This window comes from Candidatus Leptofilum sp., from assembly GCF_965223285.1.
Classification (GTDB): domain Bacteria; phylum Chloroflexota; class Anaerolineae; order Promineifilales; family Promineifilaceae; genus Leptofilum.
This window is the reverse complement of the sequence record NZ_OZ244997.1, coordinates 2,231,848-2,253,981: the sequence shown is the minus strand read 5'-3', so window position 1 is coordinate 2,253,981 and position 22,134 is coordinate 2,231,848. Positions and strand designations below refer to the sequence as shown.

25 protein-coding genes, 1 tRNA gene and 1 pseudogene are annotated in these 22,134 nt (G+C 50.3%); 14 read left to right on the top strand and 13 right to left on the bottom strand.

Annotated features, from left to right (window positions below; genetic code table 11):
• The first annotated feature begins 9 nt into the window (after window positions 1-9).
• From ACOQPU_RS10400 to ACOQPU_RS10385, 4 genes are all read left to right on the top strand, one after another.
• Window positions 10-672 carry an IS630 family transposase gene (locus tag ACOQPU_RS10400; RefSeq protein ID WP_420645803.1) on the top strand — a complete coding sequence of 221 codons (663 nt, stop codon included), beginning with the start codon at window positions 10-12 and terminating at the stop codon, window positions 670-672.
• A 109-nt stretch (window positions 673-781) separates the two neighbouring features.
• Window positions 782-1,222, top strand: coding sequence for a hypothetical protein (locus ACOQPU_RS10395; RefSeq protein ID WP_420641526.1), 441 nt, complete (start codon window positions 782-784; stop codon window positions 1,220-1,222).
• A complete protein-coding gene (locus ACOQPU_RS10390; protein WP_420641525.1) occupies window positions 1,200-1,712 on the top strand; it encodes a transposase in 513 nt (170 codons plus the stop codon). Before ACOQPU_RS10395 ends, ACOQPU_RS10390 begins: the two co-directional genes overlap by 23 nt.
• A gap of 162 nt (window positions 1,713-1,874) precedes the next feature.
• Window positions 1,875-2,090 carry a hypothetical protein gene (locus ACOQPU_RS10385; protein ID WP_420645041.1) on the top strand — a complete coding sequence of 72 codons (216 nt, stop codon included), beginning with the start codon at window positions 1,875-1,877 and terminating at the stop codon, window positions 2,088-2,090.
• A gap of 367 nt (window positions 2,091-2,457) precedes the next feature.
• On the opposite strand, the gene ACOQPU_RS10380 is transcribed toward ACOQPU_RS10385, so the two are convergent.
• Window positions 2,458-2,880: a putative toxin-antitoxin system toxin component, PIN family gene (locus ACOQPU_RS10380; RefSeq protein ID WP_420645040.1), complete on the bottom strand. Its 423-nt coding sequence runs from the start codon at window positions 2,878-2,880 to the stop codon at window positions 2,458-2,460.
• Window positions 2,881-2,883: 3 nt separating this feature from the next.
• Entirely contained in the window at window positions 2,884-3,210 is a 327-nt protein-coding gene (locus tag ACOQPU_RS10375; RefSeq protein WP_420645039.1) for a type II toxin-antitoxin system Phd/YefM family antitoxin, read from the bottom strand.
• Between the two features lie 218 nt (window positions 3,211-3,428).
• Between ACOQPU_RS10375 and ACOQPU_RS10370 the strand changes: the two genes are divergently transcribed.
• Window positions 3,429-3,671, top strand: coding sequence for a helix-turn-helix domain-containing protein (locus ACOQPU_RS10370; protein WP_420645038.1), 243 nt, complete (start codon window positions 3,429-3,431; stop codon window positions 3,669-3,671).
• A gap of 212 nt (window positions 3,672-3,883) precedes the next feature.
• On the opposite strand, the gene ACOQPU_RS10365 is transcribed toward ACOQPU_RS10370, so the two are convergent.
• Window positions 3,884-4,432 (bottom strand): hypothetical protein, encoded by a 549-nt coding sequence (locus tag ACOQPU_RS10365; RefSeq protein ID WP_420645037.1) that lies wholly within the window; start codon window positions 4,430-4,432, stop codon window positions 3,884-3,886.
• 264 nt (window positions 4,433-4,696) lie between these two features.
• Here ACOQPU_RS10365 and ACOQPU_RS10360 point away from each other — a divergent pair, with 264 nt between their 5' ends.
• The gene (locus ACOQPU_RS10360) at window positions 4,697-4,984 is read left to right on the top strand and encodes a hypothetical protein (protein ID WP_420645036.1); all 288 of its coding nucleotides are present in this window, start codon (window positions 4,697-4,699) and stop codon (window positions 4,982-4,984) included.
• A 76-nt stretch (window positions 4,985-5,060) separates the two neighbouring features.
• Here ACOQPU_RS10360 and ACOQPU_RS10355 read toward each other — a convergent pair whose 3' ends face one another.
• Both ACOQPU_RS10355 and ACOQPU_RS10350 read right to left on the bottom strand, forming a co-directional pair.
• Window positions 5,061-5,348 carry a hypothetical protein gene (locus tag ACOQPU_RS10355; protein ID WP_420645035.1) on the bottom strand — a complete coding sequence of 96 codons (288 nt, stop codon included), beginning with the start codon at window positions 5,346-5,348 and terminating at the stop codon, window positions 5,061-5,063.
• Entirely contained in the window at window positions 5,335-5,712 is a 378-nt protein-coding gene (locus ACOQPU_RS10350) for a hypothetical protein (RefSeq protein WP_420645034.1), read from the bottom strand. The genes ACOQPU_RS10355 and ACOQPU_RS10350 overlap by 14 nt, the downstream gene beginning before the upstream one ends.
• 275 nt (window positions 5,713-5,987) lie before the next feature.
• On the opposite strand from ACOQPU_RS10350, the gene ACOQPU_RS10345 reads away from it, so the two are divergent.
• Both ACOQPU_RS10345 and ACOQPU_RS10340 read left to right on the top strand, forming a co-directional pair.
• Complete coding sequence (locus ACOQPU_RS10345) at window positions 5,988-6,209, top strand: helix-turn-helix domain-containing protein (RefSeq protein ID WP_420645033.1); 222 nt, start codon at window positions 5,988-5,990, stop codon at window positions 6,207-6,209.
• 286 nt (window positions 6,210-6,495) lie between these two features.
• Window positions 6,496-7,464 (top strand): annotated as a pseudogene (locus tag ACOQPU_RS10340) (recombinase family protein); the annotation flags it as partial.
• A gap of 710 nt (window positions 7,465-8,174) precedes the next feature.
• Here the strand turns inward: ACOQPU_RS10340 and ACOQPU_RS10335 are convergent.
• From ACOQPU_RS10335 to hoxE, 7 genes are all read right to left on the bottom strand, one after another.
• A tRNA-Asp gene (locus ACOQPU_RS10335) sits at window positions 8,175-8,247 on the bottom strand.
• 139 nt (window positions 8,248-8,386) lie between these two features.
• Window positions 8,387-8,839 (bottom strand): hydrogenase maturation protease, encoded by a 453-nt coding sequence (locus ACOQPU_RS10330; protein WP_420645032.1) that lies wholly within the window; start codon window positions 8,837-8,839, stop codon window positions 8,387-8,389.
• An 87-nt stretch (window positions 8,840-8,926) separates the two neighbouring features.
• Window positions 8,927-10,351, bottom strand: coding sequence for a Ni/Fe hydrogenase subunit alpha (locus tag ACOQPU_RS10325; protein WP_420645031.1), 1,425 nt, complete (start codon window positions 10,349-10,351; stop codon window positions 8,927-8,929).
• Between the two features lie 71 nt (window positions 10,352-10,422).
• A complete protein-coding gene (locus ACOQPU_RS10320; protein WP_420645030.1) occupies window positions 10,423-10,956 on the bottom strand; it encodes an NADP oxidoreductase in 534 nt (177 codons plus the stop codon).
• Window positions 10,953-11,681, bottom strand: a complete 729-nt coding sequence (hoxU, locus tag ACOQPU_RS10315) for a bidirectional hydrogenase complex protein HoxU (protein ID WP_420645029.1) — start codon at window positions 11,679-11,681, stop codon at window positions 10,953-10,955. The genes ACOQPU_RS10320 and hoxU overlap by 4 nt, the downstream gene beginning before the upstream one ends.
• Entirely contained in the window at window positions 11,678-13,336 is a 1,659-nt protein-coding gene (gene nuoF / locus ACOQPU_RS10310; protein WP_420645028.1) for an NADH-quinone oxidoreductase subunit NuoF, read from the bottom strand. The genes hoxU and nuoF overlap by 4 nt, the downstream gene beginning before the upstream one ends.
• Window positions 13,326-13,832, bottom strand: coding sequence for a bidirectional hydrogenase complex protein HoxE (gene hoxE, locus ACOQPU_RS10305; RefSeq protein ID WP_420645027.1), 507 nt, complete (start codon window positions 13,830-13,832; stop codon window positions 13,326-13,328). Before hoxE ends, nuoF begins: the two co-directional genes overlap by 11 nt.
• A gap of 449 nt (window positions 13,833-14,281) precedes the next feature.
• Here hoxE and ACOQPU_RS10300 point away from each other — a divergent pair, with 449 nt between their 5' ends.
• Window positions 14,282-14,938 (top strand): HAD family hydrolase, encoded by a 657-nt coding sequence (locus ACOQPU_RS10300; RefSeq protein WP_420645026.1) that lies wholly within the window; start codon window positions 14,282-14,284, stop codon window positions 14,936-14,938.
• Between the two features lie 324 nt (window positions 14,939-15,262).
• On the opposite strand, the gene ACOQPU_RS10295 is transcribed toward ACOQPU_RS10300, so the two are convergent.
• Entirely contained in the window at window positions 15,263-16,588 is a 1,326-nt protein-coding gene (locus ACOQPU_RS10295) for a hypothetical protein (protein ID WP_420645025.1), read from the bottom strand.
• Between the two features lie 433 nt (window positions 16,589-17,021).
• On the opposite strand from ACOQPU_RS10295, the gene ACOQPU_RS10290 reads away from it, so the two are divergent.
• The 5 genes from ACOQPU_RS10290 to ACOQPU_RS10270 all read left to right on the top strand — a co-directional run bounded on the left by ACOQPU_RS10290 (window position 17,022) and on the right by ACOQPU_RS10270 (window position 22,134).
• Window positions 17,022-18,848 carry a plastocyanin/azurin family copper-binding protein gene (locus tag ACOQPU_RS10290; protein ID WP_420645024.1) on the top strand — a complete coding sequence of 609 codons (1,827 nt, stop codon included), beginning with the start codon at window positions 17,022-17,024 and terminating at the stop codon, window positions 18,846-18,848.
• Window positions 18,849-18,997: 149 nt separating this feature from the next.
• A complete protein-coding gene (locus ACOQPU_RS10285) occupies window positions 18,998-20,533 on the top strand; it encodes a cupredoxin domain-containing protein (protein WP_420645023.1) in 1,536 nt (511 codons plus the stop codon).
• Between the two features lie 90 nt (window positions 20,534-20,623).
• Window positions 20,624-20,812: a hypothetical protein gene (locus tag ACOQPU_RS10280; RefSeq protein WP_420645022.1), complete on the top strand. Its 189-nt coding sequence runs from the start codon at window positions 20,624-20,626 to the stop codon at window positions 20,810-20,812.
• Window positions 20,813-20,829: 17 nt separating this feature from the next.
• Complete coding sequence (locus ACOQPU_RS10275; RefSeq protein WP_420645021.1) at window positions 20,830-21,186, top strand: STAS domain-containing protein; 357 nt, start codon at window positions 20,830-20,832, stop codon at window positions 21,184-21,186.
• A 24-nt stretch (window positions 21,187-21,210) separates the two neighbouring features.
• Window positions 21,211-22,134 (top strand): patatin-like phospholipase family protein, encoded by a 924-nt coding sequence (locus tag ACOQPU_RS10270; protein WP_420645020.1) that lies wholly within the window; start codon window positions 21,211-21,213, stop codon window positions 22,132-22,134.

Sequence of the window (22,134 nt, the reverse complement as noted above, 5' to 3'; positions counted from 1 at the left end):
TCGTGGTGTCTGCCCAAACCTGGGGCACGCTTTGTCGCCAAAATGGAAGATGTCCTCTCCGTTTATGAACGACCCTACGACCCGAAACGGCCGATGGTTTGCCTGGATGAAATTCAAAAAGCGTTGCGGTCAACACCAAGAGGTGAAATTCCGCTGCAACCAGGACAACCCGTTCGAGAAGACTATGAGTACCAACGACATGGGAAGTGTTCCCTTTTTCTGGCCGTCGAACCATTAGCCGGATTTCGCAAAACATGGATTTATCCACAACGCCGCAAGATTGAATTTGCACAGGTGTTGAAATCATTAGTCGACGAGGTTTATCCTGATGCAGAGACGATTGTCTTGGTTGTGGATAACTTGAACATTCACCATATCGCTTCTTTATATGAACGGTATGAACCAGCAGAAGCACGCCGGATTGCGGACAAACTTGAATGGCATTACACACCAGAGCATGGCAGTTGGCTCAATATTGCTGAATGTGAATTATCTGTTTTACGTCGTCAGGCATTGAAGCGACGGAAGGTGGATATTGACGAAGTTCGCAACCAAGTAGCAGCTTGGGAAACACAACGCAATAAACGCCAAGTGGGTGTTGATTGGCAATTTACTTGCACTGATGCTCGCATTAAACTGAAGCGACTTTATCCAATTGTTAACGTTCAGTAATTTGTTAACGCCTTATATTTCTAAATATACTTTGTTTACAAAGCACTAGTTCTCTAATAATTAATGGCTCAACTATTAAAAGTGTGCGAATCGGGTAAAATTGGGAATCATGGAATTCCCAATCACCGATTTACTCGACAAAGAAAACTGTACACAATGGATCATTGAACATTTCCATCCCAATGGCTTTGGGTGTCCGGTCTGTCAAGTCGGCGTAGACCAAGCCCGCAAGTTCCGAACGACAAAGCGCAGTCAACTGACCGTTTACCGTTGCCAACAGTGTCAAGCCGCTTACAACTTGTATACGGGAACCGTTTTCCAACAACATCATTTGACTCCAATGCAAGTCTTGTTGCTCGTTCGCGGTGTCCTCAAAGGAGAACCTGCGACAATCTTGTCAGCCGAATTGGGCATCAACTACCCAACGGTTTTGAGGTTGCGTCATGACCTGCAAGCGAACGCGGAACAGCTCCAACCAGAAACCCCGCTCCTGGATGATGAAACTGAAACCGATGAAATGTTTCAGAATGCGGGGGAAAAAAGGGTGTGAGCATTTCGACTCAGCTGACCCGCCCCGTCGTCGCGCCAACAAACGGCGAGGGCGTGGCACGTATGCCAATGACCGACCGCCTGTTGTGGGCACAGTGGGGCGTCAATCTGGACAAGTTCGCTTGCGTGTTGTTAAAGATACAAAAGGTGAGACCCTGGTTGACCACGTGCATCGCTTTACGCTAGCTGGGTCTCAACTGTATACAGACGAATACCAAAGCTACAATCATGTGATTCGCCCACATGCCACCGTCTCTCATGGCGACAAGGAGTGGGCGCGTGATGACGATGGTGACGGGATTCGCGAAGTGCATGTCAACACGGCCGAAGGCATGTGGACGGATGTGCGTAACTTTTTAAGGATGTTCAAAGGTGTGCATAAGAAAAACTTGAGCGGTTACATTGCGATATGTGAATTCAGGCGGAATGTGAAGCGTATCTCACCGGATTTCATCTCAGCTTTGGTCACTCTGCACACTTTCGACCCATGAGCCACTCCCAATATATTGTCGGGTCAACACCCATACAAGCGGCTGAGGCGGCTTTGTTAAATGCGCCTGTCCCTTTAGATTCTCCTTGAATTGAAACTCGAACCATGATTTAATCGTTTTATGTCGTTAACCAGTGAGGATTTGAAAGCCATAAGGCAGTTAATGGAATTTGAATTAGACAAACGAATAGTGCCACTCAAGGAGAAAATTGCGTTCTTGCCGACTAAAGATGAATTCTATGAAATGATGGACGAATGGATCGTTGAAGTAAAAGAATATAGGCAAGAGCGTACTTTACTTGCCAGTCAAGTTTCAAACCATGAGGAACGAATATCATCCATTGAGTCTACAACAAAGCATGATCTTCCAAAAAGTTAATTCCATAAAATCCCAATGAGCCAGTAACATTTTTAAAAGCGTCTCTACCAGCATAATCCACTACGCATCCCGTACCTCCATCTCCGCTGCACACATAGCCCTTATTGGCTCGTTATTCCGCTCCTGCCCGAGACAACGCATTTGTGCATCTTCTTCGCTGCGCTCAGAAAGCACATGCGTGCGTCCGGCATCCGCTCACGAGCCGGGCTAAGTGTCCGCTCCGCTTCCGGCCAGATGCTCCGTTCGTTCTGCTTTGCAAAGATACTATGAGCAACAATCAAATTATTCGTCAGAATCTTGATGCGCCGGCATCGGCTTTGATTCTTTTGCCGATTGTTTTTGGCAACAAAAACATCAAAGAATAAGGCTAAGAAATGAGCCTTCTAAATGCGGCTGAATCCAACATTTTCACACTTTGAATTTCTTTTAGGACAAGCAAATCGTTATCACCGCTCACAAGGTAATCTGCTTGTCCCAACACGGCATAGGCAATCAAATAATCATCTTTCGGGTCTCTGGTAATTTTAGGGATAGGCTGTGTAATAAGGGGGATTTCTTCGGAGACATCTAACAACAACTGGATAAATTCAGACAAGCGTGATTTGGTAACAATCTTTATCAATTTCGGTTTTCTTTGAACCGTGGCCTCAATTTCTTCCAGCAGCTCCCGCGAAACCAGCAAAGTAACTTCCCCAACAGCGACCTTATCCAACAGCAGTTTAACTAAGCTATCCTTTCTAGGACTGAGCAAATAGGCAATGAAGATATTGGTGTCAACAAATACGCGCATATTCTACTCTTGAAAACGAACGTTACCCTTTTGCACCAATCTATCTACAGCTTCTCGTGTAATCTCATCTGCTAGCTTCTCAGTTTCTTGTTCAGATAGGGAACGATTACGGCTGCCTACTTCCTCGGCAATTTGCTGTAGGGCTTGGATAGCTTTTTTGCGGCGTTCGTTTTCACGCGCCTCTTGTAATATCTCATAGTCCGTATAGGGGATGATAACGGCTTCTGGCCGTCCTCGATTCTGGATGACGACATCATCTTTATCTTGTGTTGCCCGCTTGATAAACGCACTGAGTTGGTTCCGCGCTTCACTTATCGACACAGTTTTCATGATTTCCACCTCTTGGTTTATGGCGTTGTTCTTGGCGTTAAATCTGTACATATTAATAGCCATCTTAGCATGAATGAATGACCTTTGTCAAAAAAGCAGGAAACGCGGTTACGGTATTTTGGTCATTAGCTTATCGGTTGTTTGCCTTATATAATCGCCCAAAATTATCATGGAGGTAGAAATCAACAAGATTAACATTTTGAATCTCTGATCGCCTCATGGGAAGCAGCAAAAATGAGGGAAATGATAATCAGCCAAAGCTGAATGAACTAATCCCTCTGCGAGAAGCTGCTGAACTAAGCGGGCTATCCCATGGACATCTTTCCCATTTGATTCGAGAAGGTGACCTTTGGGGAGTAAAAATTGGACGAAATTGGGTAACAACTAGAGAGGCAGTCAGAGAATATCTTGCCCGCGATGTGCGGCCAGGTCCGAAGCCAAAAACCGAACCTGACCAGTAGATTAAAAAATTTTGCACAAAATATGAGTTATCGCATATAATTCAGTCCGACTTCTTTACCCAATTCCATAGTCAGCTTTATCGTTTACCGATTGCGGCCGCATTTGTTTATTGCATATGCAAAAGGAGCGCATCGCATGTCTGGTGGTTCTGGCACATAGAAGTTAGGTAGTTGAGAGAAACGGCAGACGACGCGGGTCTGTCGTTTTTCCATTACCATTCCCACTTGATGACATAGTTCTCGTGTAATCGTGGTCTTTTCGTTTCCCACTGCACCAGCCAGCGGCCGTCAGGAAGTTGTGTCGTTGTTTGGTCTAATAAATGTTTCTTGTTCGTCAGTTGCTCAACAGCCCAAGCCTGAATCGGTGGGCGGGACTTCGGGAAAATGACTTGTGATTTCAAGAAATGAGTACGGTGGCTAATTGTGGCACCCCATTGTTCATCACTGCGTAGGAACCCATCTTTGACACCCCACTCAATATGAAACTCATCCATGTCCCCTTTTTGTTTCTCCTCACGTAGAGAAATTAAGATATAGGTCTTTTGGTCGGGTCGGTAACGGTCAGCCTCGATACCTGGGGAACAACTGTAATCTAGCAAGATGTCTCCATCACCCCATGCCTGATCTTGATAGGCAATAATATTATTTTGCAGATACTTCACCTTTTGACGTTTGCTGAAAACGGCCTTATTCCCCACCTTGTTCTTTAATTCCAACGTCGTTTCATATTCCAAAACCTCATACATGCCCTCATCAGCCATCCCCCGCAACAGCTTACGGGCTAATCTCAAACCAATAGCCAGGTACTCAATTCATGACCAGCCCAATACAGCGATGATTATTTGCTGTAGAAAGGCTGTGTTGTTTAGTGGACTTAGACTGCTCATAAAACGACTTATTTAAATGATAGCAAACGAGTTCTCGCAGGTTCAATGTTTAACCCTGTTACCAGATTTGATTCCATATCATTTGCCTACTCTGTATAGTGAATGTAAAGCATAAATCCATCCCGTTTGGAGGTTGAGATGAATAAAAGAGAGCGGAACCAACGTTGGGCAGAAACGGCCGTTTCTGCTGAGTTAAGCAAGATTCGGGATTTGCCAGCAGACACCAATATCTTTATTCCAGGCAATTCCTTCTGGCACAGTTTGCTCAAGATGGCGGGTTTAGTAAATGGAGGGTACAAATCACAAGAAACATTGTTGTCAGAGATTTTGGCAGCCTGCAATCATTTTACGATTGAGGAAAAGGAGATACGCTATCAGTGGCAACGAGCCTGTCAGCAAGCCAAGCCTCGACGGTTGAATACATAGAAAAAACTGGCTGATACAACAATAATAGGCAGAAGATAGGACGCATATTTGGCGTTTAACTATCCTCTGCCTTTTTTCAATACTCTGACGGTAACAAAATCGTTGTCGCGCTTCTGTTCCATTCGGTAATCACCCAAATTTCAACCCCTGTTGCCAACTTATAAGCCGAAAAGGTTCGTAGTCCTTCTTGAACAGCAAGGTCGTTTTGTTCTTTGTCAGCTTCTACCATGTCACCCCAATCGCCCATTTGATGACGCTGCAAAAACTGTTCAGGTGCTTGTCCAGCTTCAGCCAAAGCCTCTAACGCACCGATGGTAGAAACGGTCTGACCCAGCGGAAACAGAGGTTCCTTATGATTGTTCATAGCAAGCCTCCATCAAAACGGCCGTTGCAGCTTGTTCTGGTGCAGTTCCGTTGATAAACAAGGCATATAAATCTGCTATTGGGACGTTAACCTCTGCGACACTTAAATTTGCCTTTTCCCATAAACTGTTGCCGACTTCCTGCAACCATCGCTCATAGGAATTTTCTATGACAACTTCCTCAATACATTTTTTTATCTGTTCTTGCCACAAGCAATTACTTTGTAGCGTCTTGCGTAGCCGATTGACGACTTGTTCAATTTGCACCGTCGTCAATGGTGGTTGATTCTGTGTTTCGGTAATGGCTTGCAACTCAACCATTGTCACGCACAAAATGGGAATAGGAATTTGCTCAAATAGACACATCTCTCACGCTCCTTTTCATTTAGACGCAGCCAAATTTCCCAAAAAATATGGGGTCTCTGCTGCTATTTGGTTTGTAGAACAACTCTGGTCTTTGGCTCCCAACTCCTGTCTAAAAAATAGTAGCATGAATTGGCTTAAGAAAGTGAGGTAGAAGTTGTCGAATAGTGGAGGTAATTGCCTCGCAGGCTCCCCTGTGCGGCCTCCTCGCCGTGCGGACACCCCTAGATGATGTGCGCTTTCTTTGTTTACGCTTTCTGTCCTACTATAATGTTACTATGGCAAAAGAAACCAATGATAAAAATCAGCTAATTTCATTAGCAGATGCGGCAAGTATTTATGGTTTTTCTCATGACTATTTACGACATCTTGCTCTCCGAAAACGCCTCAAAGCTCAAAAGATAGGTGGCATCTGGTTAACTACTCGTGACAACGTAGAAGAGTACATTACGAGCCGTCAGAGGCGTGGGGTCTATCGAGACGATGTAACTCCAGATTAAGATTGACAAATAGACCGATAACGGTCTATAATAAATATAATCAAATAGCTTTATAAAGCAACATGGGCTTGGTGCGTCAACACCAAACCCATGTCTAACCCAAAACCTGAGTTAGCAGGTGTCGGGCTGCAAACATTTTATCAATGACTATCGATTACAGGTAGCTTGATAGATTATCAGTTTTGTCGCAACGGCCGTTTCTCAGTTTTGGGAAGCGGCTTTTTTGTTGCCTTTTGATTGTCCCGTATCAATTTATCGTCGAGCATTTTTGCTCAGAAAGGGGTGTATGAATGTTGGCAACCATCCAAATTCATCTAACCATTTACCAGTTCCGAGGTTTTTTGTTGCGCCCAATGCAGACATCTTTGCCGAGCATCCAATAATCGGCTCACGGCTGAATCCGAATAAAGTCAATAAAAAACCTAAACGGAAAAGGAAGAAGAAAATGCGTTTTGCAGCTTATATTCGTATCAGCTCAGAGGAGCAAATCGGAAATTACTCAATTGATGCTCAAAGAAGGGCTATCGAGGCTTGGGTAATCGCAAATGGCGGTATTCTCTCTCATGTCTATATAGATGAAGGGCAGTCAGGACGTACAGCCAATCGACCCGAATTTAAGCGGATGCGTCGGGACGGACGAAAAGGCAAATTTGACGCAGTTATCGTTCATAAATTTGACCGTTTTGCCCGTAACCGAACCGATGCCCTAGCCATTAAATCCTTGCTACGTCATGATTATGGCATCAAGGTTTTTTCTGTGAGTGAACCTTCGGAAGATAGCGATGGGCCAATGGGTGCACTTATTGAGGGAATTATGGAATCTGTTGCCGATTGGTACAGCCAGAATCTTGCAGCGGAAACAGCAAAGGGTAAAAAAGAGCGTACGCATCAAGGGATACACAACAATCGCGCTCCATTTGGCATGAAAAAGAATAAAGACAAGGTCTTGATTCCAGACCCAAACGAACTCCCTGGACTTATTCTGGCATTTGAAAGCTATGCAACTGGCAAATACAGTGATAAGGATATCGCCCACTTGCTTAATGAAAATAGCTACCAAAGCAAAACAGGACGGCCGTTTTCAAAAGATACTGTCCGAAGCATTCTCCAGAACCAAACATATTTGGGAAAAATCAAATATCAAAAATACAAGCGCAAATCAGATGGCTCTCGCTCCTTCGATGAACCTGTTCAATGGTTTGACGGTCAACATGAAGCCGTAATCAGCCAAGCACTTTTTGATGCTTGCATGGAAGTTCGGGCTAGTAGACGCTCTCACCGTCAAGCCACAAAACGGTACAACCCCTATTTATTGCGGAATATTGCTTATTGCTATCGCTGCTGCAGCAATCCACCCGAAGGAAAGACATTTCGCTATTTCGGTAAAATGCGCGGACAGGCGCAGTGGGGTGGTGCACACCGATACTATCGTTGCCGTGCGTCTGACATTGGGCATCAATGCGAGCAAAAAGGATTTCCTGTAGAAATCCTTGACCAACAAATTGTAGCCATATTAATGAGCCTAAAACCGCCTGCTAATTGGCGTAAGGGAATTACAAAGGCAATGGGGGAGTTGTTGGGTGAAAAAGGGTTGGAAGAACGACTTCAAGAGATTGCCGACATCATCAAAAGAATGGATAAGCGATGGGATAACGGGTTTATCACTGACGAACAAGAATATATGGAACAGCGGATTAAACTTCAAATGGAAATGGAACAGTTAAATCCAGTTCCCGCCAATGAGTTGGAACAGGCTGCCGATATGCTGGAGAATTTCAAGACACATTGGGAGCGACTAGAAGGTGATGAAGAAGGTCGTCACGAGTTAGTAAACTTAATTGTCGAGCGTGCTTATGTGGAGGATGACAAGATTGTGGCTTTGACCTTGCGTTCAAACTACCATCTGGTTCTTAACCATAAAACAAATGAGCCAACTTACCATGAAGTTGACCCATTATACTCCCACGGGAGCGACGGGGATCGAACCCGCGATCTCTGGCTTGACAGGCCAGCGTGTTAACCACTACACCACGCCCCCTTGTTGAGCGACGAAGATAATATCAAATGTTGAGGAAACTGTCAAAAAATTTCACCCATTTTGGTAACAAATTAATCAAAGCGACACGGCCGTTTCTCACACCAATTTCTTCCTTGTTTCCCGCCTAATATATTCTTGATTAAGGTGCTACTATTGGAATGCCAGCGAGCTGTTTAATTTGGCAAACGGCGGTTGCAACGGCCTGCGCCACCGGCTCAGATAACCTTTCATGGTAACCAAAATCATATCCAGCAATTGCGACAAGGTGTGCTGGAGGCATACAGCCATACAGCTTTATCCCAAGTGCCACCAACACGCCCGGATCGAGATGATGGCTGGCCATAGATTCATCCATCTTCGGGTCAACGGCCGTTACTGTAACGTCCCCTGGCTCTCCACCTATACTGGCATCGACGAAAATGACTTGCGCCTCCTCACGAAACTGGTCGATTAACTCCGGCAACAGCTGGTGAATAGAAACGGCCGTAATATTGTCCACCGCCTCTTCACGTAACGCTTCAATCACTGCCCAGCCCACACCATCATCTCCGCGCAGGGGATTCCCGATACCAATGACAACTGTTTTTTGCATAATTCAAACAAGGTTAGGAAGGTCGCTTCGTCATTGCCACTTTCGGCAAATATGCTCACTACCTGCCTAACCTCTACTTTGTTTCCATTAACCGCGCTTCACCGCGTCAAGCAGCTCTCCATCTGGAGCTAGCAACTGCACGTCTAGCGGATATTGTCCGGCGGCGTGCGTAGAGCAGCTCAAACAGGGATCAAAGGTGCGAATCACCGCTTCGACTCTGTTCAACATCGGCTCTTCGATTTTTGTAGAGCGAATAAATTGGCGGGCCACTTGAAGCACCCCCTTGTTCATTGCCAGATTGTTGTGCCCAGTGGCAATAATAAGGTTTACCCAGGTAATCAAACCGTTTTGATCAATTTTGTAATGATGCATGAGCGTGCCACGCGGGGCCTCAGAGGTACCGATACCCTCAAAGGCATTCGGTTCAGCATGGGCCCGAACGTGCTGACTCAAGATGGCAGGATCATTTAGCAGCTGCTCAATGCGCTCAATACAGTATAGAATTTCCACTAGACGGGCATAATGGTATTGAAAGGAACTCAATACCGCGCCACGCTGGAGCATGCGGAACTCTGCCCATTCCTGGTCGGCGAGGGGTGTGCCACAGCGAGAGATGATGTTCATCCGCGCTAATGGCCCTACCCGATATATGCCGTCTGGATAGCCCATCGGTTTATAATATGGCGATTTCAGGTATGAGTCTGGCTCAACGGCTTCAGAGATAAAATCGGCATAGTTGGTTGGGTCTAGCTGATCAGCCACAACGTTTCCGACTGCATCCACAATACGCAGTTTGCCATCATACATGGCTAATTCGCCATCTGGGCCAACCAATCCCATGAAAAGGGTGGGGAAATTAGCAAAACTACGAATTTCAGGATCAAAATTGCCAAAAATGTCCTTGTACCAAATCAGGGTTCGCTGAATTCTTTCCAAAGCGTCTGGAACGAGGGCCATAATGCTGCTGTGGTGATCTTCCGTCAGCGGTGCGCTGACGCCACCCGGTACGACCCAGGCAGGATGAATGCGCTTGCCGCCCAATAGCTCAATGATCGATTGCCCAAATTTGCGCAGGGCAATGCCGTCTTTAGCCAGGTCTGGTTGCTTTTGCAACACGCCGAAAATGTTGCGTTCCACAGGGTTCGCATCGAAGCCCATGACAAAGTCTGGGGAGGAAAGATGGAAAAAGCTCAATGCATGCGATTGGATGATCTGTGCCAAATTCATGATCCGACGCAGGTTTGCGGCCGTTTCTGGAATTTGAACCGCCAACAAAGCATCCCCCGCTTTGGCCGAAGCCATCAGGTGACTGACGGGGCAAATGCCACAAATTCTGGCAGTAAGCGCGGGCATTTCGTAAAATGGCCGTCCTTCTGTCATCTTCTCGAATCCACGAAACTGCGTGACATGGAACCGCGCATCTGCCACCTTCCCATCATCGCCCAGTTGAATTGTGATCTTGCTATGCCCCTCAATACGAGTTACAGGGTCAATTGTGATTGTTTTACTCATAGAAACTTATCCTGTGATGAATAGTTGGGCAATTAGCTAATTGGTAAACATAATCACCCAATTATACAAATTTACGCACCAAACCGCGTCTTGCCTGTTAAATCAGGCGTGCGACCTGCCAATAGTTCTGTAACCACGTAGAAAATCGTGTCGGCCGAGGGCGGACAGCCTGGCACAAACACATCCACATCTACGACTTGGTGAATCGGTACCGACATTTTCCGCAGCGGTGGAATGACCTTTACAGGGATGTGCTGGTTCTCATCCGCATTTTCCAGGTAGGCACGGTCTAGCAAGGCTTCCGGCTTAAACGGATTCCGCATGCCTGGCACGTTTGCGGTAACAGCACAGTCGCCTAGTGCCACCAAAATTTTGGTGTGTGCTCGCACCTTCTGGATTTTTTCAAAATCTTCTTCGCTGCTCACCGCACCTTCAACCAACGTTACGTCCGCCATTTCAGGGAATTCTTTTGTATCTACCAACGGGCTATATAACAAATCAGCCAGTTTGCCGACAGTGATAAGCCGTTCGTCAATGTCCAGGAATGACATGTGGCACCCAGAACAGCCATCTAGCCAGACGGTAGCCATCTTTGCTTTGCTCATTGTTCACCTCCGTTTCGTCCTTCACGCATCAGGCGCAGGTATGGCAGAAACTCATGCTTCTTGCTCATCTCGGCTACCGAGGTACCTTTGTCGAAAAGTGCTCCGGTGGGGCAAACGCGCACACATTTGCCGCAGCTGGTGCAGCTTTGGGCCTCACCCCAAGGCTGGTTCAAATCGGCCACGATGCGAGCATCGGCACCACGTCCCATCAGGTCCCAGGTGTGGGCACCTTCAATCTCGTCGCATACACGCACGCAGCGGGTACACAGGATGCACCGATTGTGATCCAGACCAAAGTAAGGATGGCTGGCATCAACTGGCAAGTTGGGGTTTAGGTAAGGAACACTAACATGGGTCATACCCAATTCATACGCTTTATCCTGCAGTTCGCAGTTGCCGTTAGAAACGCAGACGGCGCAAATATGGTTGCGTTCTGAAAAGAGCAATTCCACAGTTTGTTTCCGATACGATTTTAACCGATCAGAGTTGGTAATGATTTCCATCCCTTCGTCGGGGTAGGTGGTACAGGCAGGGAAGAGGCGATTGGAGCCTTGAATTTCGACCATGCATAGTCGGCAGCCACCGTATGCCGACACACCTTCCAGGTAGCAAAGGGTGGGAATGTCGATTCCGTTTTCGCGAGCCAATTCCAGGATGGTTTCGTCTTCGTGGGCACCAATATCTTGCCCATTAATCTTAAGGGTTATGATGCGGGATCGTCTCATGGTTGCACCTCAGGGGTAGAAACGGCCGTTTCCAGTTCATTCTTGTCGCGTAGCAGATCAGTGTACTCATTGCGGAAGTAGTGCAGTGTACTGTTCACAGGGTTTGGTGCCGTTTGGCCTAAACCACACAAGCTCATCTCGCGCACCATCTTACATAGATTTTCTAGCAGCTCCAGGTCGTGGCTGGTTGCCTCACCACGATAGATCTTGTCGAGCAAATCATACATTTGCACCGTGCCAACGCGGCAAGGCACACATTTGCCACACGATTCCGTTTTGCAAAACTCCATGAAGTAGCGCGCTACATCCACCATGTTGGATGTCTCATCCATCACGATCATGCCGCCTGATCCCATAATGGAGCCAAGTTTTACGAGCGATTCGTAATCGACTGGGGTGTCAAAATATTCTGCTGGAATGCAGCCGCCCGATGGGCCGCCGGTTTGCACAGCTTTTACTTGATGCCCGCCGGGGATACCGCCGCCAATTTCAAACACAATTTCTTTCAGGGGAATACCCATCGGTACCTCAATGAGACCCGTGTTGACAATGCTGCCTGCCAGCGCAAACACCTTAGTTCCCTTGCTTTTGTCTGTGCCAATGCCTGCATACCAGTCGCCACCATTGCGAATGATGGCCGGCACGTTGGCAAATGTTTCCACATTGTTGATGAGTGTTGGCTCGCCCCACAAACCGAACTCAGCAGGGTAGGGTGGGCGAGGGCGAGGTTGACCCCGCTTGCCTTCTACTGAGGCAATGAGTGCGGTTTCTTCACCGCAAACGAACGCCCCTGCCCCCAGGCGAATCTCAATTTGGAAATTGAAAGTAGTGCCGCAAATACCATCACCCAATACGCCTAGCCGCCGCGCCTGGTTGATTGCTTTCTTTAGGCGGGCCACAGCGAGCGGATACTCGCCGCGCACGTAAATATACCCTTTGCGCGCGCCAATGGCGTAGCCAGCCAGCACCATTCCTTCCAAGATGCGGTGAGGATCGCTTTCTAGCACAGAGCGGTCCATGAAGGCACCAGGGTCACCTTCGTCTGCATTGCAGATGACATATTTGCGCTGATCTGCGTCGGCTTTGGCAACTGTGGTCCATTTAAGGCCAGTTGGATAACCCCCGCCGCCGCGTCCGCGCAGGCCGCTGCGCAGCACTTCGTCAATGACATCACTAGGAGCCATTTCGTTAACGGCCGTTACCAAGGCTTCATACCCACCAGCCGCCACATATTCCTCGATACGTTCAGGGTCGATACGGCCGCTGTTTTCCAGCACAATTTTCGTTTGTCGTTGAAAGAAGGGAACATCTGTAGGGCAAACACGCTCTTTGAGCCGTTCACCTGCGCACGTGGCTGCTACCAAAGCCGGTGCATCGGCTGGCGTCACATCTTGGTACAATGTTTCGCCTAAGGCTTCATCCTTATGCAGAACATTTACCAATGGGCCACGTGAGCAAAGCCCCATACAACCCACGCCTTTAGCCTGGCACCCTTTATGTTTCTCGGTTTTAATCTCGGCTTGCACCGATTCCAACACTTTGTCACTTTGGGCAGAGAGGCAACTGGCTGCCACACACACCTGAATCGTGTGGTCGGCTTTGGCTGCGGTTGCCTGTTCTTTTTCTTTTATCTTCTCAAAGCGTTCATACATCATCGTTTGCCCACCTCCGCAGGGTTTCCAACGTTCTGGTCGGCGTCAGGTTACCTAATACTTCACCGTCGAACACAGCCACAGGAGCCAATCCACATGCGCCAACGCAACGGGCTGTTAGCAGTGAGAGTTCCTCGTCACTGGTCGTTTCACCTGGCTTGATGTCGTAACTTTCTTCAATCTGAGCGAGCAATTTAGGACCGCCTTTGATGTAGCAGGCGGTACCTGTGCAGACAACACAGCTATGTTTGCCTGCTGGCTTCAGGCTAAATAGATGGTAAAACGTAGATACACCATACACTTGGCTTAACGGCACGCGCAATGAAGAAGCCACGTATTGCAGCGACACCTCATCTAAAAAGCCAAACGACTCTTGGACACTGTGTAGTGTTTCGATGAGGGCACTGCGCCGAAACCCGTTGCGGCGCATGGTTGCCTGGACAAAGCGCCAACGCTTGTCGTCCGAGGGCGGATTGATTTGCTTGGGATTCGCTAACATGCACACTCCTTTTTGATTGGCCACAGGCCCCCTAGAAATTGTTGGGGCTGGAGATTGGCTCAGTAGGTTCTGTGGCGATTTTCGTTCTGAACGCTAAGCGCAGATATAATTTGAAAACGAGCAGATACTGCTCGAAGATGACCGAATTTACTGATCTACGGTTCGTAACAGTATCGAGCCGAGGGAGCTCATGCAAAAAAGCGGCATTTTGCCCCTATTTTTTAGTTGGATTGCCTAAATGTTAGCTGGGTTTGGTTTCTTGCCGATTGTGTTCTTTCAGGTTTATTTGTGATGAATGTCACAAATTAAACTCTCTATTTGTCAGATAAGAAAAACCAATCGTTTAGCGGCTATAGAGGTAGAATACACTGTTTTTAGTAGGCCGCAACAGTACCGGGTTTTTGTTATCAAACATCGGCGTCGTTTTAAGGTGCAGTGGAGTTTCAAGCATGGCGGAAACAGAAATCGTTGCTTTTGATTTGGAAGGCACACTTACGGCAGGGGTAGCCTGGGAGGGCATGCGCGATTATTTGCAAGCGCACGGCGAGGGGGCCAAGTTCCAACGTTTTTTTCGCAAGAATTTGTTGAAGGTAGTTGCGTTTCGCGTAGGCATTTTGAGGGATGAACGTGCTTTCAAAGAAGGGTGGATTCTAGATGTGATGCGGCTGTTTGCTGGGTACACGCCAGCGCAGTTTGCTGAAGCGGCCGCTTGGGTGGTGGAGCGCACCTTTTGGCCAAACCGTCGGGATGTGGTGGTTGAGGAATTAGAGGTGCATAAAGAAAACGGCCGTTCCGTGATCATCGTATCTGGCATGTTTGAGCCAATTTTGCAGCAGTTTGCCGCCAAGTTGCAGGTCAAGTCGATTGGTACGCCGTTGGAGGTGGTGAACGGCCGTCTCACAGGCGAGATCGTTGGGCAATTAAATGTAGGCAAAGCCAAGGTAGCGCAGCTACAGAATGTGCCCGGCAGATTGGTAGCGGCGTATGGCGACACAGTGCGGGATATTCCTATGTTGCAGATGGCAGAAACGGCCGTTGCTGTGCATCCTGATAAAGTTTTGCGAGAAACGGCCGTGCAGAATGGCTGGCGCATCTTAACCAATTAACAAAGAAGACGACATGAGCGTAGGCTCAACACCATGAATGAAAATCCACAGATTTCGCAGATTGAGGACAAAAATCTGCGTAATCTGTGTAATCTGCGGATTATTTTCAGAAGAAGAATTATGATAATCGCTGTTTTTAGCGCTAAGCCATATGATCGAAACTATCTGAATGCTGCCAATTATCCCTTCGGTAACATTTTCTTTTGAGGCAACGCGGGGTGTCCACCACATCCTGCAGCAGCAAGGCCTGCCCAAATTCCGTCATCACCGGCGAAAGAGCCGCCAGTTCCTCCTGAAGGTTTGTTTCCGCTGCTGCGGCCAACGTCACCGGCCGCGGCCGATATTCTCCATCCTGTGGGGTGGAGCCGCCAGCGTGAGCAGATAATCCTGCGTGGCAGGCAAGATGATACTCCAGCTAGGCTGCTCATCCTCCAATCGCTTGTATGGTTGGCCATCGTCCATGCCACTTACCGCAAAATTGCCCCGGTTCGACTCAGATACCATCTCCAGGATGACCCGTTGCCCGGCTTGGGCGCGGAAAACGTAATATTCTCGCTGCGGAGGTTCCAGGTTGCTGTCCAGCGTGATCGACGTCTCGCCAGGGGCAAACTGTATGCGCACTGGTGTTGGCTCTGGATCAGTGCAAGGGCCAGTTAGCTCAATGTCCGCCCCATCTACCCAGCCAACCTCACCTGGGCCAAGCGTAATCTGGTGCCAGCCAATCTCGGTTTTCAAAACCTCAGCCCAGTTGCCCAGCCGCGCAACCAGGGCAAACTGTCGGCCTGGCCCCAAATGTATATCGGGCGGCGGGGTCTGGCCCTGGCGATTGGCCAGGCAAACATGGGTTGGCGGTGAGCCAGGAAACTCAACGAGCGGCATGGAGCCTGGACCATCGTCGGGTTGGCAGAGTCCGTTGTGGGCCACGTGAGCCACTGGTACCCAGGCTGTAAATTCAGCATCATCCTGTACGTGATACCAATCATTGTCTCGCCCGATGACGGTGACCCAACGATCCAAGCCCAGGCGAGCAGCTACAGCAAAGGCGTGTTCATCTGGGCCAGCATAGACGTAGAGTGGCCCCAGATCGCCGGGGCCAGGATGGGAAACAGTGCAAACATCGGCCGCTTGTTGGCCGCTATTGCCCATGATTGGCACGTCTGCCAAGGGCAGTGCTGGCAGTACGGGAACGCTGTCAACATTCCCTTGAACGCTAACCACGCCGCTAAATACCCAACCAACTGGGCCGGGACCGTCGCCAGGGCCTGGTACAGCCCACCAATCGCCAGCTAGGTTTTGGCCTAGGATGGGCATAGTGGTGCCTGCGCCCAGCACATGGCTTACTGCGTATGCTAAACCGGGGCCCTGCCGCACATTGGTTGCGTCTTGCGTGAGGATGGTTGGCTCCTGATTCGCGGGCGGTGGCGCTGCGTCTTGCGTTGGTACTGGGGATGTTGCGGGTGTGACTGTTGACGGCACGGCCGTTTCTTTTGGCGTTTCTGTCATAATGGTGGGAACGGCCGTTTCTGTTGACTGCACACTCAATGTAGGCACCACTGTAGCTAGTTGCAGTTCCTGGCTTTCTGGGGCACAGGCACATAGTAGGGCAAGAAAGAGGAACAAAGTTCCCCAAATGAGAGTTCGTTTCTTCATCTAAACTGTCACCCATGCCACGCTGCCCGAAAACGGCCGTGGCTCAAATCCACTCAGGCGACAGTTGCTTGTCAAACCATCACCATAAACCACTGCACCACCGGTTACAGCCTGCAAAAGTTGGTTTTGCCTCTGGTCTATCGATGGTGTAGCAAACTATCAAAAGTTACGGTTTTATAGAATACGCAACAGCAGCCAGCCAGAGAAAAGCATACTCCCCTAACAAAAGTTAGTGTAAATCCCCCTCATTTTGTCATCAGAATAGCTAACGTCGGCTGGGTGTGTCAGCCACAAATCCCCTCTATCCTGTTACTGACATTGCGCCTTCGTTCAAGCAAAACCGGCGATGACACCATTACCGTTCTTCAGACAAAATTTATACGTGCGCCATGCACGACGCTTCTGTTATTGCCAACCGAAAACAAGGAAATACATGATGTTTCAATCAGGCTTTTTAGGCACAAACGCCAGCTTCATCACCGATTTTACCTTGCTGGCTGAAATCACTCTTTTTATAGCACTTTGCATCGGCGTGATCGCCCAGCGACGTGGTCAATACAAGCTGCACGACTGGATTCAGACCCCGGTCGTGATCTTGAACCTCTTCCTGATTGTCTCCGTGATGATCACTTCCTTTATGGGGCAGCGTGTGATTAGCACGCTGCCCCAGCGCCCCGGCGATGCCTACTATCTGGTGGTGGCACTTCATGCTGGGTTAGGTTTAATCGCCGAAGGGCTGGCCTTCTATTGCTTGCTGGCTGGGCACCAGATTTTGCCCCGCAAAATTGGCCGCTTGCGCTACTGGATGTGGGCCACATTCGTTTTTTGGACGGCCGCACTCATTGCGGGCGTTGCCACCTACATTATTTGGTATGTGCAGACGCCAGAGGCGGCAACGGCCGTTTCCACCCAATCCGATACCGCTTTAACCCAAGATAATTCCGCTGACCCCACAACCAGCGAAGCGTTTCTGCAAAACTTTGCTTTTACCCCAGCCGACCTCACCGTCACCGCCGGGACAGAGGTGGTTTGGCTAAACCAGGACGGCGCACCGCACAACATCACCTTTGTAGATGGCAGCGTAGCCAGTGATAACTTCTTCCAAGGTGAAAGTTTTGCCACCACTTTTTCCGAACCGGGCAGCTATCTTATCTACTGCACGCTGCATGGCTCGCCAGACGGCAGTGGCATGTCCACCACGGTCACCGTTTTGGCAGATAACGCCGAAAATGCGGCCATCGCCGCGGCGGCACCCACGCCAAACCCCGTACCTCCCACAGCAACGCCTGCGCCAACCGTTCCACCACCCCCAGTCGATCTGCTGGAACCAGCTGCGCCAGAACAAACAGTCGTGGGTCTGGTTTCCTTTTTTGACATCGTAGTGCCCAGCGATTCTGTAGCGGTGCTTCTGAACGGTATTCCTGCGCCAACCGCTGGCGCGACCTACGAAGCGTGGCTCACCGACAGCCAAACCAACACCACGTTCTCATTGGGGCAGGTGATGCCAGATGGCAACGGCCGTATCACCCTCCAATTCACCGATGCCAATGGTCGCAACCTGCTGGGTCTGTACGATGGCTTTCAGCTCACCACGGAGCCACAGTTTGATGACGATCCGTCGCCGGGAACGGCCGTTTTCAGCGGCCAACAACTGCCGCAAGCGTTATCCCACATTCGCGCCATCACCGTGGTGAGCGGCGACGCGCCCGCAGCCTACGGCCTCGGTGCCCGGTTGCAGGCGGAGGAGCTGCTGCGCCACGCCGAATTTGTGCAAACGGCGTACGACCTGCTCAGCATCGCCGATGCCCAGCGGCACGCCGAACATATCGTCAACCTGCTCTCCGGGGCGCAGGGGGACTATTTTGGCGACCTAGACGGCGTGCATGGTGTCCAAAATCCTGGGGATGGCTTTGGCATTTTGCCTTACGTGGCAGCGGTGCAGGCAACGGCCGTTACCGCCGCCAACGCGCCTGACGCCACCAACGCCATCCAGATTCACAGCACCCATGTGGTCTTAGCCACCGACAATGCCCTGGCCTGGGCCACCCAAATTCAGGAAGCGGCCTTGCAAATTTTGGCCGCCGACAGCGTAGGCGACATAGGCACCTACGTAGACACCATCACCCAGCTTAGCCCGCTGATGCTCAACGGCGCAGACAACAACGGCGATGGCGAAATCGCCCCGGCCGAAGGCGGCATCTTCACCGCCTACCAGCACACGCAGTACATGGCTGCCATCCCGGTGGTCGGTGAACCGTAATCGGTATTCAGTATTCAGTTATTTAGATGCCCAGTCGAAAACGGTATGGGCCCATGTATGAACCCCTCTTTGAGGCTGATTTCTAGCCCTGAAAGGGCTTTCCCTAGTAGCCGAGGGCTTTAGCCCCCGGCGGAATTTAAGGAGTAAACATGTTTCGTAAAAAGTTGTTTTTCTTATTTTTGATCCTTCTCTTCGCTTTTGCCGCCTGTGCGGATGAGAGTGATGAGCCAGACGTGACGGCAACAGCCGTTCCTCAAGAAGCCGCCGTCAATCCCACAACCCCACCCACCGAGCCAACGGCCGTTCCTACCGAACTGCCAGCAGCAGCTGACCCCACGCTACCGCCAACGGCAACGGCCGTTCCCGTGGTAGAAGCAGAGCCAGCCCCGCAACGTTTTGGCGTCCTGCGCTTCCGTGACAGCGACAGCGCCCCGGCAGGCAGCTTCCAGTTGCTCCTGGAAGGTATCACCGCTCCTGCAGCAGGCACCCATTACGAGCTGTGGCTTGTTGATGACAGCTTTAACACGCTCAACCTGGGTCCGTTTGAGGTCGCTGACGGCAATGTCCAGTTCAGCGGCAGTGTTGAGCAAAACCTGCTGGCAGCGTACAGCAGCGCCTTCATCAGCGTAGAGCCAAATGACGTAGACGATGGCGAAATTGGCACGATTGCTCTCAACGGCACCGTGCCTGCCGGCTCGCTGCTGCACATCCGCCACGTCGTCACCGCCTTTGCGGGCAATCCCGATGGCAGTGCGTTCCTCATTGGGGCGCAGGGGCAAATCCATCATGCTATGGAACACACTGGCTTCCTGCTGGATGAACTGGCCAATGACAACATCCGCGAAGCCCAGCGGCACGCGGAGCACGTCATCAACATTTTGGATGGTGAAGCAGGCCCTAACTTTGGCGATTTGGACGGGGACACCGTGGCGCAAAATCCCGGTGATGGCTTTGGCGTAATCCCTTACCTGAATGGAGCCAAAGAGCACACCAATCTGGCTTTGGCGGCGGATGGCGTTACGGCCGAAGTGGAACTGCACGCCGGGCATGTACTCATCAGCAGTGACAACGCCTTGAGTCGCCTCGACGACGCCATTAGCGAAGCATTACGCATCATCGCCTCAGATTCGGCCACCGAAGCACAGCCCGCCGCGGAAGAGCTGGCTGCCCTGCTAGACGCCGCTTTGAACGGGGTTGATGCGAATGGCGATGGAGCCGTCGCTCCCATCCCGGACGAGGGTGGCATTATCACGGCTTACGTGCATGGGCAAAACATGGCTTCCTTTGAGTTCTTTGCCGCTGAGGGAGCAAATGTGGCCGCTGCGCCAGCCGAAGAAGCCCCGGAGGCTGAAGCGGCAGCAACAGAAGCAGCACCTACAGTGGAAGCTGTTCCCACAGAAGCACCCGCAGCGGCGGCCCCAGTTGTTATCGAGATGGCAAACTTTGCTTACGTGCCCAATGAAATCACGGTAGAGGCAGGAACGGCCGTTACCTGGGTCAACAAAGATAGCGGGCCACGCCACTCAGCCACCGCCGCCGATGGCAGTTTTGACACCGGCCTGTTTGATGAAGGGGAGGAAGTGACGCTTACCTTCGATGCCCCTGGCACCTACATTTACTACTGCACCCTGCACGGCTCGCCCGATGGCAGCGGCATGGCGGCGACGATTACGGTAACTGAGTAATTGGTAATCGGTCATCCGTTATCGGTAATCGGTGATCTTTTTACGGATGACCGATTACTGTTCACCGATTACCAATCTCTGGAGTGAAACATGAACAAAAAAACAATCCTGCTCATTTTGCTGCTGCTTTTTTTGGCAGGTTGCGTGCAGTTCGATTTTGATGAGGCGGCGCTAGAACGCTCGATTTTTGGCGAGCCGCTCACTCATCAGCCAGCAGAGGCTGGTCAGGACATGCGTCTCAATGAGGCGGAGGACACCGCTTTGTACCCCGTGTGGTGATGGTTTTGTAGATTATCATGGAACTTCGCACAAGATATTACAACGACATTGCCATATTTTCGCTGAACGGCCGTCTCGATGCAGCTACCGTACCCTCGTTTTTACAGGCGGTACAGGGACAGGTGGATGATGGGTACGGCCGTCTGGTCATCGACCTGAAAAAGGTGGATTTTCTCAGCAGCGCAGGCATTAAAGTGCTAGTGCAAACGGCGCAGCTATCGCGGCAGCAGGGCGGCGACATACGTCTGGCCAACGCCCGTGGCCGCGTGAAATACGTCCTGAACTTGGCTGGGGTAGACAGCATCATTAAGGTGTATCCCAATGTGGTCAGTGCCACCGCCAGCTTTTTCCCAGGGCCACTGCCCAGCGCGTAAGCCAATAATCGCAGGTGATAAACAATGAGACGTAAAAAGATTGCGCTAGTCGTTGGCGCAGGCAGCGTGAAATGTGCCGCCGCACTGGGCGTACAGCACGTTTTGCAGCAGGCAGGCATTGTCCCGGATTTGGTGGTGGGCTGTTCCGGTGGCGCACTTTTTGCGACAGCTATCGCTTTGGGCTGGTCTGTTGCTGAGGCCACACGCCTCACCCAGCAGCTTTGGACCCGCGAACTCACCGGGCGGCGTAACAACCGGGCGTTGTGGCAGGCGCTGTTTCCTAAACGATTGGGCTTCGACGGCCGTTTTGGCTTACGCGACGACCAGCTCATTTTGCAGCGGCTGAACGAGACCTTTGGCCAACATACCTTTGCCCAGACGCATCTGCCGCTCTTTATCACTGCGACGGATTTTGGCACGGGGGAACAAGTGGTGCTGCGAGACGGCCGTCTCACCGACGCCATTCGAGCCAGCATCGCGATTCCGTTTGTGTTTGCACCCTGGGAAGTGAACGCCTGCACGGAGCGAGGTCGAACTGGCCGTTTACTGGTAGATGGCTACTTGTCTGACCCGTTACCGATCAATGTGGCCATGCGCGAAGGCGCAGATGTAATCATCGCTCTCGGTTTTGAAACACCTTACCAGCAAAATATGGACTCGCCACTGCGCTACGCTTTTCAACTCAGCAGCATCATGTCCAATAGCCTGTTGAAGGCGCGGCTCGCCTTTTACAACCTGAACCATCATTCAGAACTTTTGCTGCTGATGCCCCAATTTCGCCAGCGCATCCGCCTGTTCGATACCGCCAAATTCCCGGCCATCATTGCCGCCGGGGAAGAGGCAATGGCAGCGCAGCTACCTTATTTGCAGTCGGTAATCGGTGAACGGTCGTCGGTAATTCGTTCATCGATTACCGATAACGGATTACGGATTACCAAACACGAGTGA